Origin of the sequence: Streptomyces sp. NPDC002809 (genome assembly GCF_040295435.1) — a bacterium.
GTDB lineage: Bacteria > Actinomycetota > Actinomycetes > Streptomycetales > Streptomycetaceae > Streptomyces.
This window is the reverse complement of record NZ_JBEOVJ010000015.1, coordinates 118,693-134,145: the sequence shown is the minus strand read 5'-3', so window position 1 is coordinate 134,145 and position 15,453 is coordinate 118,693. Positions and strand designations below refer to the sequence as shown.

General features: G+C 70.9%; 11 protein-coding genes. 3 read left to right on the top strand and 8 right to left on the bottom strand.

Annotation, left to right across the window (positions count from 1 at the left end; genetic code table 11):
• Positions 1 to 429: 429 nt before the first annotated feature.
• The 3 genes from ABT025_RS12840 to ABT025_RS12830 form a co-directional block, all read right to left on the bottom strand.
• Positions 430 to 2,067: an ABC-F family ATP-binding cassette domain-containing protein gene (locus ABT025_RS12840; protein ID WP_350993038.1), complete on the bottom strand. Its 1,638-nt coding sequence runs from the start codon at positions 2,065 to 2,067 to the stop codon at positions 430 to 432.
• A gap of 380 nt (positions 2,068 to 2,447) precedes the next feature.
• Positions 2,448 to 4,193, bottom strand: coding sequence for a BCCT family transporter (locus ABT025_RS12835; RefSeq protein WP_350993036.1), 1,746 nt, complete (start codon positions 4,191 to 4,193; stop codon positions 2,448 to 2,450).
• A 74-nt stretch (positions 4,194 to 4,267) separates the two neighbouring features.
• On the bottom strand, positions 4,268 to 5,590 hold the full coding sequence (locus tag ABT025_RS12830) for a M14 family metallopeptidase (RefSeq protein ID WP_350993047.1): 1,323 nt from the start codon (positions 5,588 to 5,590) through the stop codon (positions 4,268 to 4,270).
• 419 nt (positions 5,591 to 6,009) lie between these two features.
• Between ABT025_RS12830 and ABT025_RS12825 the strand changes: the two genes are divergently transcribed.
• The gene (locus ABT025_RS12825) at positions 6,010 to 7,053 is read left to right on the top strand and encodes a LacI family DNA-binding transcriptional regulator (RefSeq protein WP_350993034.1); all 1,044 of its coding nucleotides are present in this window, start codon (positions 6,010 to 6,012) and stop codon (positions 7,051 to 7,053) included.
• Between the two features lie 117 nt (positions 7,054 to 7,170).
• Here the strand turns inward: ABT025_RS12825 and ABT025_RS12820 are convergent, their stop codons facing one another.
• The gene (locus tag ABT025_RS12820; RefSeq protein ID WP_350993032.1) at positions 7,171 to 8,052 is read right to left on the bottom strand and encodes an oxygenase MpaB family protein; all 882 of its coding nucleotides are present in this window, start codon (positions 8,050 to 8,052) and stop codon (positions 7,171 to 7,173) included.
• A gap of 386 nt (positions 8,053 to 8,438) precedes the next feature.
• On the opposite strand from ABT025_RS12820, the gene ABT025_RS12815 reads away from it, so the two are divergent.
• Positions 8,439 to 9,413, top strand: a complete 975-nt coding sequence (locus ABT025_RS12815; protein ID WP_350993030.1) for an oxygenase MpaB family protein — start codon at positions 8,439 to 8,441, stop codon at positions 9,411 to 9,413.
• Here ABT025_RS12815 and ABT025_RS12810 read toward each other — a convergent pair.
• The 4 genes from ABT025_RS12810 to ABT025_RS12795 form a co-directional block, all read right to left on the bottom strand.
• Positions 9,331 to 9,963, bottom strand: coding sequence for a TetR/AcrR family transcriptional regulator (locus tag ABT025_RS12810; RefSeq protein ID WP_350993027.1), 633 nt, complete (start codon positions 9,961 to 9,963; stop codon positions 9,331 to 9,333). The two genes, ABT025_RS12815 and ABT025_RS12810, sit on opposite strands and share 83 nt — an antisense overlap.
• A 145-nt stretch (positions 9,964 to 10,108) precedes the next feature.
• Complete coding sequence (locus ABT025_RS12805; protein ID WP_350993025.1) at positions 10,109 to 12,799, bottom strand: M4 family metallopeptidase; 2,691 nt, start codon at positions 12,797 to 12,799, stop codon at positions 10,109 to 10,111.
• Positions 12,800 to 12,932: 133 nt separating this feature from the next.
• Positions 12,933 to 14,030: a helix-turn-helix transcriptional regulator gene (locus tag ABT025_RS12800; protein WP_350993023.1), complete on the bottom strand. Its 1,098-nt coding sequence runs from the start codon at positions 14,028 to 14,030 to the stop codon at positions 12,933 to 12,935.
• 67 nt (positions 14,031 to 14,097) lie between these two features.
• Positions 14,098 to 14,574: a macro domain-containing protein gene (locus ABT025_RS12795; protein ID WP_350993021.1), complete on the bottom strand. Its 477-nt coding sequence runs from the start codon at positions 14,572 to 14,574 to the stop codon at positions 14,098 to 14,100.
• Positions 14,575 to 14,692: 118 nt separating this feature from the next.
• Between ABT025_RS12795 and ABT025_RS12790 the strand changes: the two genes are divergently transcribed.
• Entirely contained in the window at positions 14,693 to 15,424 is a 732-nt protein-coding gene (locus ABT025_RS12790; protein WP_350993019.1) for a MerR family transcriptional regulator, read from the top strand.
• Positions 15,425 to 15,453: the final 29 nt, after the last annotated feature.

The window sequence follows — 15,453 nt, the reverse complement described above, 5'->3', positions numbered from 1 at the left end:
CCTTCCCGTAACCGGGGCTCCGCCCCGGACCCCGCGCCTCAAACGCCGGCGGGGCTGGGAAATACGCGGGAAGCTCTGGGACGCACACCGGGAAGCCCCGGGAGCGTCGCCCGGAGAGGCGCTGGGAAGTGCCGGGTGGCGCCGGGAAGGGGCCGGGCAGTACCAGGAGGCGCTGGAGGACGCGGGAAGGGGCCGGGAGGCGCGCCGGGCTGGTAGGCGCGGCGGAACCGGCTCGGCAGGGACCACCGGTAAGAGCCGGCAGCCGCGCCGGAAGGCCGAACCACATCAGGCGCACCGAAGGCCGAGCCTCCTCAGCCACGCCGCCAGGCGCGCACGGAGTAGCCGGCAGGGAACACCGCCAAAGGCCCGGCAGTCGTGGCGGAAGGCCGAACCACCTCAGCCGCGCCGGAGGCGCGAGCCGCCCCGGTGTCAGATCTCCGTCAGCCGGCCCGCCGCCACCTCGACGCGGCGCGTCGTGCGTACCGCTTCCAGCATCCGGCGGTCGTGCGTGACCAGGAGCAGTGTCCCCGTGTAGGAGTCGAGCGCGGACTCCAGCTGTTCGATCGCCGGCAGGTCCAGGTGGTTCGTGGGCTCGTCCAGCACCAGGAGGTTGACGCCGCGGCCCTGGAGGAGGGCGAGCGCCGCCCGGGTCCGTTCGCCCGGGGAGAGCGTGGTCGCGGGGCGCATCACGTGGTCGGCGCGCAGGCCGAACTTGGCGAGCAGCGTACGGACCTCGGCGGGTTCCGTGTCGGGGACGGCCGCGCAGAACGCCTCCAGGAGGGACTCCGTGCCGTGGAACAGCTTCCGTGCCTGGTCCACCTCGCCGACGACCACGCCCGAGCCCAGGCTCGCGTGCCCCGAGTCCAGCGGGAGGCGGCCCAGAAGGGCTGCGAGGAGGGTCGACTTGCCGGCTCCGTTGGCGCCGGTGATGGCGACCCGGTCCGCCCAGTCGATCTGGAGCGAGGCCGGTCCGAACGCGAAGTCACCGCGGACGACCTGTGCCTCGCGCATGGTGGCCACGACGGATCCGGAACGGGGAGCGGAGGCGATCTCCATCCGCAGCTCCCACTCCTTGCGCGGCTCGTCCACGACGTCGAGGCGTTCGATCATGCGCTGGGTCTGCCGGGCCTTCGCAGCCTGCTTCTCGCTCGACTCGCTGCGGAACTTGCGGGCCATCTTGTCCGAGTCGCCGGCCTTGCGGCGGGCGTTCCTGACACCCTTGTCCATCCAGGAGCGCTGCATCAGGGCGCGGCCTTCGAGCGACGAACGCTTGTCCGCGTACTCCTCGAACTCCTCGCGGGCGTGCCTGCGGGCCCGCTCGCGCTCCTCCAGATAGGCCGCGTAGCCGCCGCCGTACAGGTTGATCTGCTGCTGGGCGAGGTCGAGCTCAAGGACCTTGGTGACCGTGCGCATCAGGAACTCGCGGTCGTGGCTGATGACGACCGTGCCGGCGCGCAGCCCGGAGACGTACCGCTCCAGCCGTTCCAGACCGTCCAGGTCGAGGTCGTTCGTGGGCTCGTCGAGCAGGAAGATATCGTAGCGGGAGAGCAGGAGCGAGGCAAGCCCCGCGCGGGCGGCCTGGCCGCCGGAGAGGGCGGTCATCGGCAGGTCGAGTCCGACGGTGAGGCCCAGGTCCGCGGCGACCTCCTCGGCCCGCTCGTCCAGGTCGGCGCCACCGAGGGCGAGCCAGCGCTCCAGCGACTCGGAGTACGCGTCGTCGGATCCGGGCGCCCCGTCGACCAGGGCCTGCGTGGCGGTGTCCATCGTGGCCTGGGCGTCGGCCACGCCCGTGCGGCGGGCCAGGAACTCGCGCACGGTCTCGCCGGTGCGGCGCTCCGGTTCCTGCGGCAGGTGGCCGACCGTGGCGGTGGGCGGGGAGAGCCGCAGCTCGCCCTCCTCCGGCTGGTCGAGACCGGCGAGCAGCCGGAGCAGCGACGATTTACCGGCGCCGTTGACTCCGACGAGACCGATCACGTCGCCGGGCGCGACCACGAGGTCGAGCTCGGCGAAGAGAGTGCGGTCGCCGTGTCCGGCGGCGAGGTCCTTGGCGACGAGAGTGGCAGTCATCAGGGTGCCGATCCTAATCGGCCGCCGGACCTCCCTGGGCGGCCAGGCCTGTCCGGCGTGATCAAGGGTGCCCCGGTCCGGCTCCGGGAGGGGCGCCCCGCACGGCCGGTGCCGGACCCGATCGCCCGGTTCCGCCCGAAGACCGCCCGGGCGCGGGTCGTCGGACACCGGGTGGGACCGCGGCCGGCCCGGCGTCCGAGGGCAGCGGCGGGACTGCGGCCGGGCCCGGGACGTCGAGGTGCGGATCAGGGCCGAGCCGCTGCCCGGAGGCGGGCGCCTGGTGCACCGCTACGGGCGCGGGGGACGGGGGTGGCCCCTGAGGTGCGCGGAGGCGGCGGCCCAGCCGGTGGGCCGCCGCCGTGTGCCGCGCGTGACACGGATCAGTCGCCCGCCGGCGTCGAGCCGCCGGGTTTGTCGTGGTGCTCCGTGGTGATCTGGCCGCCACCAGGGCCGATCCGGATCTCGAAGTCGCCGTCGTACTTGGCGTGCCCCTCGATGACCGCGGACTCGACGGCTTCCACACCGAACTCGCGGCGCACGATGAGCGGGTCCTCGCGCAGGTCCCGCATCAGCGCCACGCACATGCCGATCATCACGATGGTGAAGGGGGCGGCCACCAGAATCGTCAGGTTCTGCAGACCCTCCAGCGCATTGCCCTTGCCGTTCCCGATGAGCAGCATGATCGCCGCCACGGCTCCGGTGACGACGCCCCAGAAGATGACGACCCACTTGGCCGGTTCGAGGATGCCCTTCTGGGAGAGGGTGCCCATCACGATGGAGGCGGCGTCCGCGCCCGAGACGAAGAAGATGCCGACCAGGACCATCACCAGCACGCTCATCACGGTGGCGATCGGGAACTGGTCCAGTACGCCGAAGAGCTGGGCCTCCGGGGTGTCCGCCCCACTGAGCTTGCCGGCCTCCTGAAGCTTGATCGCGGTTCCGCCGAAGATGGCGAACCAGATCAGGCTCACGGTGCTGGGCACCAGGATGACGCCTCCGATGAACTGGCGGATCGTCCGGCCCCGGCTGATCCGGGCGATGAACATTCCGACGAAGGGCGTCCAGGAGATCCACCAGGCCCAGTAGAAGACGGTCCAGCTGCCGAGCCACGTGGCCACCTTGCCCTCGCCCGTCGCCTCGGTACGTCCGATGAGTTGTGGCAGATCACCGAGATAGGCGCCGAGCGAGGTGGGCAGCAGATCCAGGACGATGATCGTGGGGCCCGCGATGAACACGAAGACTGCGAGGATCACGGCGAGCACCATGTTGATGTTGGACAGCCATTGGATGCCCTTCTCCACGCCGGAGATCGCCGAGGCGACGAAGGCGACGGTCAGCACGGCGATGATCAGGACCAGCAGCCCGGTGCCCGTCTTCTCCTGCCAGTTCAGCTCCTGGAATCCGCTGCCGATCTGGAGAGCGCCCAGGCCCAGCGAGGCGGCCGAGCCGAAGAGCGTGGCGAAGATGGCGAGGATGTCGATCAGGCGGCCGAAAGCGCCGTGGGCGTGGCGGGCGCCGATGAGCGGTTCGAAGACCGCGCTGATCGTCTGCCGCCTGCGACGCCGGAAGGTGCTGTACGCGATGGCCAGCCCGACCACCGCGTAGATCGCCCAGGGGTGCAGCGTCCAGTGGAAGAGGGTGGTGGCCATCGCCGTCTGCATTGCCTCGGCGGCGTCGGCGGGGTGGGTGCCGGGCGGCGGGTCGGTGAAGTGTGCCAGAGGCTCGCTGACCCCGTAGAACATCAGGCCGATGCCCATGCCGGCGCTGAACATCATCGCGACCCAGGACACGGTCCTGAATTCGGGCTCCTCACCCTCTTGGCCGAGGGTGATATTTCCGTACCGGCTGATGGCGAGCCAGAGGGCGAAGACCACGAACCCGGAGGCCGCCAGCATGAAGGCCCAACCACCGTTGTGGAGGAGACCGTTGAGCAACGTGTCGGACACGTCCTCCAGGGAGTCGGTGGCGGTGGCCCCCCAGACCACGAAGGCGAGGGTGAGGGCCGCGGTGACGCCGAACACCACCCGGTCGGTCGTGGGGCGCCGGCCCTGTGCCGGATCGCCGGGCAGATCCGCCGTCACCGACAGATCACCCCTGCCGCCCGTTCTCTGATCGTCCTGCGACACGAATGGCACCTTTCACGGAAGCTGGAATTTCGCTCTCCGTAGGCAGTACCACACGCGGTGTGCATCTCCCGGGATCAACAAGCGGTATCGGGTTGACCGTTTGTGAGGTGATATGCGGCCCGTCGGTCCAGGAGGAGCGGGATCAGCTTCCGGGCGGGCTGTCGCAGGGGCACGTACACGCCGTCACCGTCGGGCCGGGACGTGACGCCGTGCAGGGCCAGTTCGTCCCGCACGCCGGCGTAGCGGTCCGCCGTGAGCCGGTAGCCGCAGGGCGGGTCGGCGAGGATCTCACCGGGCTCCGCCGCCTCGTTGTCCGCTCCCCCGAGATACACGGGCCCGTGGTCGGCGAACCCGGCTGCGCGCGACCGGCCGGTTGCGGCACTGATGCGGTCGCGCTCCTCGTCGGCATAGGCGAACACGGCCTCGAGTACGGCACGTTGGGACCGTACGCGGCGGCGTTGCCCCAGCGCCGCATCGGCCCTCTCGGCCCCGGAGAGCGCGTCCGCGCGGGATTCGACGAGAAGACCGACCGCGTGCTTGACGGCCGCCGTGTTGCGCAGGATGCGCTCCTGTCCGTCACCTGCGGCCTGCTTGAGCGGGCTGTCGGTCACGGGGTCGGTCCATATGCCGTAGCGGCCGCTGCTGAATCCGGCGTCCAGCACGGCCGGGCGCACGCGGCCTTCGGCCAGGTGCTCGGACGCGTCGTGCACCCGGTCGTCGGCGTTGAGGGTCCTGGGCCAGAGGACGTAGAGGTCCTTGTCGTAGTAGGGCGGGGTCGCACCGTACTCGTGGAGGTCCCCGATCACGTCGGGCGCGCGGTCCCTGATGACCCCGGCGAGCGCGCGGGCCTCGGCGGTCCGCAGTGCGAGGTGATCGCGGTTGATGTCCAGACCGTCGGCGTTGCCCCGGGTGCCGGAGGACAGGCCGTCGGGGTTGGCGGTGGGCAGGACGAGGATCTCGGTGCGGGAGAGGAAGGCGCGGGTCGCCCGGTCCGTGGCGTACGCGAGGTCGCGGACCGCCGTCAGGCACGCCTCGCGGCCCGCCGGTTCGTCACCGTGCTGGCTGCACACCAGCAGCACGGTGAGCGCCGGGGTACGGCCGCCGCCGATCCGGACGAGGCGCAGGGGTCTCCCCTGTCGCGTCGTGCCGATCCGGTCCACGGACACCAGGGCGCTGTGGCGGTCGACGGCATCGAGCAGCGCCCCCTCCTCGTCCGCACCGGTCCACCGCGACCCGTTGACGGCCTCGAAGCCCGTACGGGGCAAGGCGTGCGCCTCGATGGAGGGCGCGGTGACCAGCGGGACGGCGAGTACGGCGGCGACGGCCGTCAGGGCGAGCCCGCGGACGCGGTGACGGCCGGAGCCGCCGGCGGAAGTGCGCGGCCCGGGGGCCGCCATCGGCCGTGGCCGCTCGCCGGAGGAGGGCGTCACCGATGGGAACCGATGGCCGAAGGGGGTGTCACCGGCCGGAGCCGTTCGCCGGACAGGGCGTCATCGGCCCATGCCTCCCGCGTCACTCGTGCCGCCTTCGGACGGAGCCGCGGACGTACCGTTCGTCGGGTGGGCTCCCCGCACACGTATCGGCATGGCCGGAAGGTACCTCGGACCGCGCCCGTGCGACAGACCTCGGCGGACTCCTGCACGGGATCCGGTGTCCGGCCCTCCGGTGGGGGCGCCGGGTACCCAGTCACACGACCGCGGCCGCGACGGCGCCCGGCCGCGGACCGGCGGTGGCAGCCCTTAGGCTGGCGAGGTTCGCGCTGAGTGGCCGGGCCCGGCCGCTCTCTGCCTCATTCCGTGCCTGCGAGGAGCGTCTCTTGCCCGGTCCGACCCCCGATGCCCCTCACGAAGCGCGTCCCACGCTGGAAGCGGTGGCGGCCCGTGCCGGAGTCTCCCGGGCGACCGCCTCCCGGGTGGTGAACGGCGGTGCGGGGGTGCGGCAGCCGCTCGTGGACCAGGTCCGCAAGGCGGTCGAGGAGCTCGGCTACATACCGAACCACGCCGCGCGGACCCTGGTGACCCGGCGCAACGGGGCGGTCGCCGTGATCATCGACGAACCCGAGGTCCGGATCTTCTCCGACCCCTTCTTCTCCCAGCACATCCGCGGCATCAGCCGTGAACTCAGCGTGTACGACGCCCAGCTGGTCCTGCTCCTGGTGGAGGGCAGCGGGGACTTCGAGCGGGTCACGCGCTATCTGGCCGGCGGCCATGTCGACGGGGTGCTCGCCTTCTCGCTGCACACCGACGACGAGCTGCCCGCGGTCATCCGGAAGTTCCGGGTGCCGACCGTCTACGGCGGCCGCCCGGGACGGCCTGGCGCGGCCTCCGAACTCGCGGTCCCCTACGTGGACTGCGACAACCGTGGCGGCGCCCGCGAGGCCGTCCACCACCTGGTCTCCCTCGGCCGCCGGAACATCGCGCACATCGCGGGCCCACGCGACCAGACATCGGCGCTCGACCGGATCGACGGCTACGTCGACGTGCTTCCCGACGGCGACCCCGCCCTGGTCGCGGACGGCGACTTCACCACCGAGGGCGGTGCGCGGGCGATGGCGCAGTTGCTGGATCGGCGGCCGGACCTGGACGCCGTCTTCGCCGCCAACGACCTGATGGCCTCGGGTGCCCTGCGGGTGCTGCGCGAACACGGCCGCCGAGTACCGCAGGACGTGGCCCTGGTCGGTTTCGACGACATGGAGTCGGTCGCCGAAGCCACCGATCCTCCACTGACGACGGTCCGTCAGGATGTGGTGGGCATGGGCAGGTTGATGGTCCGGCTCCTGATGGAGCGGCTCAACGACGGAACCTCCGGCACCGATTCGGTGATCACGCCGACCGAGCTGATCCTGCGCGCCTCGGCGTGATGGGACCGCACGGTGACACCTCGACGTGACGGCCCCGCACGGTGACACCTCGGCATGACGACGCCGCACAGCGATACCTCCCGCATGACGGCGCCGCACGGTGGCCGGTGAGCGTGGTCAGCGGGCTCGGCGTCGCCGCGCTTCCCGGTGGGCCGCCCGTGCGCGTCGGGCTGTCGGCAGATACCGCAGCCGTTCCGGCAGTACCGGCACCACCACCCGCAGCACGGCGCAGAACCGCCGCAGCCTGCGCTCCTGCGCGTCCGTCCACTCCAGGCCGAGCGCCTCGCGCGCGTCCGGCGGCATGAGCCCGACGGTGAGGAAGCTGCGGAACCGGGCCAGCGGCGGCAGCAGCACCGGCCACAGCGCCCGCAGCAGCAGCCGGAGCGCCCTGGGTCCCCGGTCCGGGGGCGGCACCGGGGTGCCGGTGGCGACGAGCTCCTCGACGACGACGGTCCGTTCGACCTCGTCGGCGAGCATGCCGCGGTAGTAGGGCCAGAACTCCTCGATCGTCTGCGGCATGTCCCGGTCGTGGATCCCGAGCACCCGGCCCACCTGGAGCCACTCCCGGTACAGCGCCCGCTCCTGCTCCCGGCCGAGCGGACGGATGAGGTACTGCGCCCCGTGCCGGTAGACCGGGAAGCCGGTCGCATGCACCCACGCGTAGTTGGCCGGTGACAGCGCGTGGTAGGGGTGGCCTCGGGTGTCGGTGCCCTGGATCGTGCGGTGCAGCCGGCGGAGCCTGCGCCCCTCCTCGGCGGCCTCCTCGCCCCCGTACACCCAGAGTTGGAGCGAGCTCAGGGAACGTTCCCCGCGCCCCCACGGGTCCGTACGGAAGACGGAGTGCTCGTCGACGCCCGCACCCACCGCGGGGTGGGCGACCTGGAGAGTGAGGGCCGCCGGCAGCATCAGCAGGGCCCGGACGTCACCGGACAGGCTCCACAGCACCCCTCCGGGCGGCGGCGGTACGGGATCGGCGCCCCTGGCTGTCTCGCTGTTCATCCGGTACTCCCGACGGTCCGCGGGCACACGGCTCGGCACCCGGCCCCCTGCGTGATCCAGTATGCGAGCGCATCGGCAGTCGTGCGCATCCGGCTCCGGAACAGCCTGCCGCGCACCTGTCGCGAGCCTGGCGTACATCTGCCGCGCACCTGTCGCGGGCCCGGTCACCGACGGCCCCGACGGCAGTGGTGACAGCGGCGTCGGCAGCGGTGTTGACGACGGTGTTGACGGGACTCGTGAAACAAGTCGATAGTATTTGTAACTTTGACTCCCAGACCAGATGGTCCCTCATATCCCCTGCAACACAGGTGAGTTGATCCGTCAGGCAACGACAACCCGCAACAGCGGTCCCACAGGGAGTCGGCACACGGACAGGAGAGCGCATCATGGGCCGATACAGCCGCCTGCACGAGATACGCCGGATGGATCCGGCGCGCGACTACGCCGAGATCCTTCTGCTGATCTCTCAGTACGAGTTCCCCTGGGACTACCGGCAGGGGGTGAGCGTCGCCTTCCTCCGGGACTACGGCGTCCCCCGGATCTCCGTGCTCCTCGACCGGACCCAGGAGTTCGAACGGGCCGGGCAGAAGCGGTACGACGACACGGTGCTGATCGGGTACGAGATGGCCGTCGAGGGCTTCGACTCGGAGCGCGGGCGGGCGGCCGCGCGTCATCTGAACCGGATCCACGGGAAGTACAGCATCCCCAACGACGACTTCCGCTACGTGCTGGCGACCACCGTCGTGGGGCCGAAGCGCTGGATCGACCGGTTCGGGTGGCGCCCCCTGTGTGCCCAGGAGGTCCAGGCACTGGTGGAGGCCGGCCGCAAGACGGCGGCGGTCATGGGCATCGAGGACGTCCCCGACACGTACGAGGGGTTCGAGCGGCTCCTCGACTCCTACGAGGAGGAGATGTTCGCGTACGACCCGGCCAACCGACGGGTCGCCAGCGCCTCCTTCCGCGTCATGGCCGGCTGGTATCCGCGTCCGTTACGGCCCCTGGTGGCGAGATTCTCGCTCGCACTGCTCGACGAGCCGCTGCTGAAGGCGCTGGGCTTCCGGCCGCAGCCGAGATGGGCACAGGCCTCGGCCGCGGCCGCCCTTCGCCTGCGCGCGCGATGCGTACGCCGGATGCCGGCCCGGCCGCGCCGGTTCCCCTCGCGCCCGCAGCCCCGTTCGTACCCCTTCGGCTGGCGGCTCGACGACCTCGGGCCGCACTGGGCCCGCAACCGTCCACTGGAACCGCTGCCCGACGAGAACGACGTGCCCGCCGACGGCCCTAGCCGGCGGCCAGCAGCGGCACCAGATAGCGGCGGGCGAACTCCCTCACCTGCTCGTCGTCGTCGAGCTCGAAACAGCTGACGGGGTTGAGGAGGAAGGAGACGGTGATCCGCACCATCAGTTCGGCGACCGGGGTCGGGTCGGTCGACGGACGGCCCTCCTCGCGCCGGGCCTCGCGCAGCCGGTCGGCCAGGTACGCACGGATGGCGAGAAGGGCGGGCCCGCTCTCCACGGTCAGGAACGGCAGCATCGTCTCGGGCTCCAGCCTCAGCAGGCCGCCGATGAGCGGATGCTCGCGGATGTGGCGGAGAACCGCGACGAACCCCTCGACGAGCCGGTCCTCCGTCGTCGGCAGCGCGGCCACCGCGTCGTCCACCTCCATCAGGAAGCGGCGGTACTCGCGCAGCAGACAGGCGGAGACGAGGCTGTCCTTGTTGCCGATCCGCCGGTACACGGTCACCCGCGAGACCCTGGCGCGCTTGGCGACGTCGTCGACGGTGGAGCGGCGCAGCCCGAAGGTCATGAACTGCTCGCGTGCGGCGTCCAGGATCTGTTCGCTCAACGCGTCGGATGGCGGCGTCTCGTTGAGCGCCACGGCCAGCCGTGTCCCATCGGTACTCCGTGCCGTCATGAGCCCTCCCCGTTCCGCCGTTTCCGACCCCACCATAGAAGTCGTTACGGAGTGACTCACCCCGTAACTCCGTAACAACGCGGGCGGGGCGCCCACCGGATTCGGTGGGCCCCCCGCCGGGGGTGCGTGCGGTGCGGGCCGGAGACTACTCGCAGGTCCCGGCGAACGTCTTGCGGGTCACCACGTCGGTGGCCGCGGCGCTCGTGTCCAGCCACGCGACGCGCTGACCGTCGCCGAGGGACGGGGCCAGCTGGGCGCCGGAGGAGCAGGAGACGCGGCTGAACTGACTGAGTCCGGCGAGCACGTCGGCCGTCCTGGCCACCTGCACCTTGCCAGGTCCGCTCCAGGAGCCGAGAGCGCCCCAGAGGTCGTACGTGGAGTAGGCGAAGTACTCGTCGCTGACGGAGAACTGCGCGACGTACGTGCTCGTCGGGTAGCGCAGCTTCGCGGCCTGGGACAGGTCGTCGAGCGGAGCCGACATGAACGTCGTGCTCGGGATCAGGAAGCCGCCGGTCTCACGCCAGAACACGCGCTCCGAGGTGATCTGGATGTCCGAGACGTAGTTGAAGAGGAAGCCGCTGATCCTCTTCGTCTGTGTGGTGCCCTTCGCGATGTCGTAGACGTGGACGTACGTGCCGTCTCCGCCCGCCCAGGCGATCCGGCCGTGCTTCATCGCGAGCCGGGCGGCCTTGGTACCGGCCTCCGGGGTCACGTTGACCGTTGTGCCGTCCGCCTTGCGGAGCATGACGTCCTGCTCGCCGTCGGCGGTGGTGCTGATGTAGGCGAGGGTGCCGTCGTCCGTCACCGGCTCGGTCTCGTCCGCGTCAGGGGCGTCGGCCAGCTTCTTGATCGCGCCCTGGCCCTTGTCACCGGCCCGGTAGATGCCGATGCCGTCGGCGCTGATGCGGGTGAAGACGATGCGGTCGTCGTCCAGGGAGGGATCCAGCAGGTAGGCGTCCTTCTGGGCCAGCTCGTGCGTCGGCTTCTTGTCGAAGCGGCCCACGGTGATGCCGAAGGCGGCGCTGCCCTGGTCCCAGGCGATGGCGTCGCCGTGGCTGATCGCGTAGACGTCGCCGTTGATCTGTGCGGCCTGCTCGTCGACCCCGCCGTAGACCTCGTACGCGGGCAGGACGTCGGCGCCGATGGTGGTGCCGTCGTGCGTGCCGCTCTTGTGCTCCCAGCCGTTCTCGATGCCGTGGTCGTCGAAGGCCTCGGTGATGGCGGCGAGGTCGGCACCGGAGACGTGCAGGGACTTGGCGGCGAGGACGACCGCGTTGCGCATGTCGGTGAAGCCGGACAGCGGGGTCAGGTAGTTCTGCGCGGACCGGTAGACGATCTGGTCGGCGAGCCTGCTGTCGATGTTCTTGCGCATGTCCCAGAGTGCGCCGCCGACGATGGTGGAGTTGTAGTGCACTCCGCCGTTGTCGATGTCGAGCGTGATGGGCTGGTAGTCCTTCTGCGCGCTGCGTCCGTCGTTCAGGTCGCGCAGGGCGCACTCCTCCAGCGGCTTGGTGCCGTTGCAGAGGTACTCACCGATGAGGCCGGACGTCGGGTCGCTCATCGCGATGCCCTTGTCGGCGGTCTCCATGGCGTTGCCGAAGTAGTCGGATATCGCCTCGTTGAGCGCGCCCGACTGGTTGAGGTAGACGAGCCCGGCGGAGTGCTCGGTGACACCGTGCGTCATCTCGTGGCCGACGACGTCCAGGCCGACGGAGAGCGGTACGCCGTCCATGTGGCCGTAGACCATCTTGGAGCCGTCCCAGAAGGCGTTGGCGTAGTCCTTGCCGTTCGACGCGACGTTGACGACCGAGTAGATCGTGCCGCCCTTGCCGTCGACGCCGTCCCGGCCGATCTGCTCCTTGTAGTACTCGTAGACCTTTCCCGCGTTCAGATGCGCGTCGACCGCGCCCGACGTGGTGTTGGCGCCGTCGAAGCGGTCACTCGCCGACGTGCCCAGGGGGATGTCGTCGGTGACCGGGCCGCCCGCGACGAGGCTGTAGCTCTTGCGCTGTGCGTCGTACGTACGGATCTGGCCGCCGGTCCGCGGGTACATGGCGCGCGTCGAGTCGACGAGCGTGTACGCACCGTCCGTCCCCTTGTCGACGTTCAGCTTCACCTCGCCGCCGTCGACGCGTACGCCCGTTCCCTCGGCGGGCGAGGCGTCGGCGGCGTCGATGTTGTTGTACGAGAGGGCGATGCCGCCCACGCGGGCGTCGACGTACACCTCCTGGCGCACGGGGCTGCCGTTCGCCTCGCCACCGGTGACGGTGAAGTGCCAGGCGAGCCTGCCGCCCCGGGCGTCGGGCAGCACGGACAGGCCGTGCGCCTCGGTCCTCGCGTCCCGCACGGCGGACAGGCCACGGTCGAGGGAGAACATCCGGCGCTTCGCGGTGGCTTCGCTCACCGTGGGCGTGGTGGAGACCGTGAGGTCGGTGTAGAGCGTGCCCGTGGCGGAGGTGACCTGCTGGCCGCCGTCGGCCGCCTGCGTCTGCACCGCGTACTCGGCGCCGAAGACCGGGACGCCGTCGTGCTTCTGCTGGAAGCGCACCGAGGACTGCTTCCCGTCCTTGGTGGTCTTCACCGTCGCCAGCTCGGAGACCGGGACCTTGTACGTGTCCTCATGAGCCTTCAGGTGGGCCCGGGCGGCCTCGGCCGGGGTGCCTTGCCTGGGGGCCTTGTCCAGGCCCTGGGTCATCGCGGGGGCGACGCCTGCCGGGTCGGTCGCCGGAGCCGTGGCGGTGTCGTCCGCCCAGGCCGGAGCACCCATCAGCGCCGCGCCGGTCGCGGCGGCGACCACCCCGGTCGCCAGCATCCGCAGCACGCTCGTTCGTCTCACGGGACCTCCCCATCGCACACCTGTGCCTGAGCCGTGTGGGCGTCTCAGGCGTTGACGTGCTGATCGTTCGCCATGGGAGGGCACGCGAACAAGAGATGGCGATGGCGCGAACATGCCGTGGCGTAATTACGCCTCAGGAACCCTGCTGCACCGACAGATTGTCCGCAGATTCGGGAAGCCACCCGGCCCGTGCCGCGTACCAGCCGAGCTGGAACCGCGTCGCCGCACCCACCTCGTCCATCAGCGCGTGCAGCCGGCGCTGCACGGTGCGGTGCCCCATCCCCAGCTGGCGGGCGATGGCGGCGTCGGTCAGCCCGACGTGGAGAAGCGCCACGATCTGCCGGTCGATCACCGCGACCGGGGACTCCTCGCGGTCCTCCGCACCGGTCAGGCTCAGCCGCCGGCCCTTCTCGAAATGCTGCTCGAAGAGCGAGACCAGAGCCGTGAGCAGACCGGTGCGGTGGACGACCAGCGCAACCGGCTCCGTCTCGCGCTCCGGGTCAAGAGGCAGCAGGGCGACGCGACGGTCCATGATGGCGAGCTTGATGGGCAGCCGGTCCGTCACGGATATGTGCTGCCCCTGGGCGACGCACGAAGCCAACAGGTCCGCGGTCGCCGGATGCTCCAGCCACTCACGCTCGACGACGCTGCGCACGGTCACCCCGCGACGTATCATCTCGGCGTCCACCTCTTCGTGGTTGTCCTCGAAACTGAGAACCGCCGGCACGTGTCTGGCCGGCACCAGCGTGCACACCTCACTCCTGGCCTGACGCTGCATGGTCAGCAGCCGACGCCTGATCGCCGCCGGGCCGGACAGCACCTCCACCGGGGCACCCGCCCCGTACATCTGCGCGGAGCGGTGCCGTTCGGAGAGGTCCCCCACGAGCGACTCGACCCGGTGCAGGGCGGACCGCCGGGATTCGAGGAGCGGTCCGAGCGCGAGAACGGGCGAGGCGGCCCGGTAGCGGACAGTCCCGCCGGGCTCCGGCAGATCGGCACTGGCCAGCCCGCGCTCGACGAGCGATTCGAGGGCATCCGCCACCGCCGCCCCGCTCAACGGACCTACGAGCGCATCCGGTTCACAGTCGGGGCGGTCCACGAGCAGACGGTAGACCGCGTCCTCTTCCCGTCCGAGGCCGAGCAGCGTCAGCAGCGACGCGTCCACCGGTCCGCGCCGACCGACGTCCTCCGGCCGGCCCGGCTCCCCGCCCGGCGTCTCGGAACCCGCCATGCCCCACCCCTTCCGGCCCGCCACGTCAACGGCGTCAGGCTATCCGGCAGGATCAGGACGATCGGTCTCAGGCGAAGTCGTACACCGTCACCGGTATGTCCCCTCCGGTCAGCCGCCTCTCGATCAGGGGCTCGATCCGGGACCACTTCCCACCCGCCAGCCCGCAGCCGATTCGTGGCATGTGGACCGAGGCTCCCAGTTCGGCCGCCCGGTCCGCCACCGCCCCCAACGCCGTATCGATGGCCTCGTACCGCACGGGCACTCCCTTGCTGCCGGTGCGCATCCCCCGCTGGCCGATCATGTTGGCCACCCAGAGATACGGTCCCACCTGGACGAACTGCACGGCACCCAGGGCGAAGTCGTTGCCCGCGCGCTCGCGGTGCCAGCGCCGGTAGGCAGCTTCCGGTTCGGGCCAGCGGCGCGAGAGGGCCAGGACGAAGCCCTTGCCCCAGCCACCCAGGTCGTTGCAGACGTGGACGATCAGCTTGACGCCCTTGCCCTGCGGGGCCGTGGCGTCCCCCCGTACGTAAATGATCTCCGACATGGCCTCACGGTACGGGCAGCCACTGACAACGGGGCCGGGGTGGACGGCACAGCCGCGGTGCCGGACACTTTCACAGCAGTGGTGAGACACCGGACCTGTCCGACACGAGGAGCAGCGAATGGCTACCGGGACCGACGAGCCGACACTCACGGTGGACGAGCTGGCGGCGCGCGCCGGAGTCACCGTGCGCACGGTGCGTTTCTACAGCACCCGTGGGCTGCTGCCGCCGCCGGTCATCGGGCCGCGCCGGGTCGGGCACTACGGGCACGAGCACCTCTCCCGGCTGGCGCTCATCGAGGAGCTGCAGCACCAGGGCATGACGCTCGCCGCGATCGAACGCTATCTGGAACAGCTGCCGGCCGGTCTGAACGCCCACGACCTCGCGATCCACCGGGCCCTGGTGGCCTCGTGGGCGCCCGATTCGGCGGAGGACGCGACCCGCGCGGAACTGGAGCGGCGCGCGGGGCGGCCGCTGTCCCAGCAGGACATCGAGCGACTGGCCGCGATGGGTGTGCTGGAGCGGTCCGATCCAGGGGACGGCGTGTTCCGGCTGGATCCGGGTCTGTTGCGGCTCGGCGTGGAGCTGCTCGAAGTGCCCATCGCACACGAGACGATTCTCGCCGCCCGCACGGTCCTGCTGGAGCACACCCGCTCTGTCGCGCATGAGCTGACCCGGCTGTTCCGGGACGAGGTCTGGAATCCGTACCGCGAACGGGAAACGGACCCGGAGCACCTCAGAACGATGAAGTCGCTGTCCGCGGACATGCAGCCGATCGTGCTGCAGGCGCTGGTGACCGCCTTCCAGCGTTCACTCAGGGACGAGTTGCGGACCGCGTTCGCGGCCGAGTAGCACCTGCCTGACCCGCACCCCACGCGAGG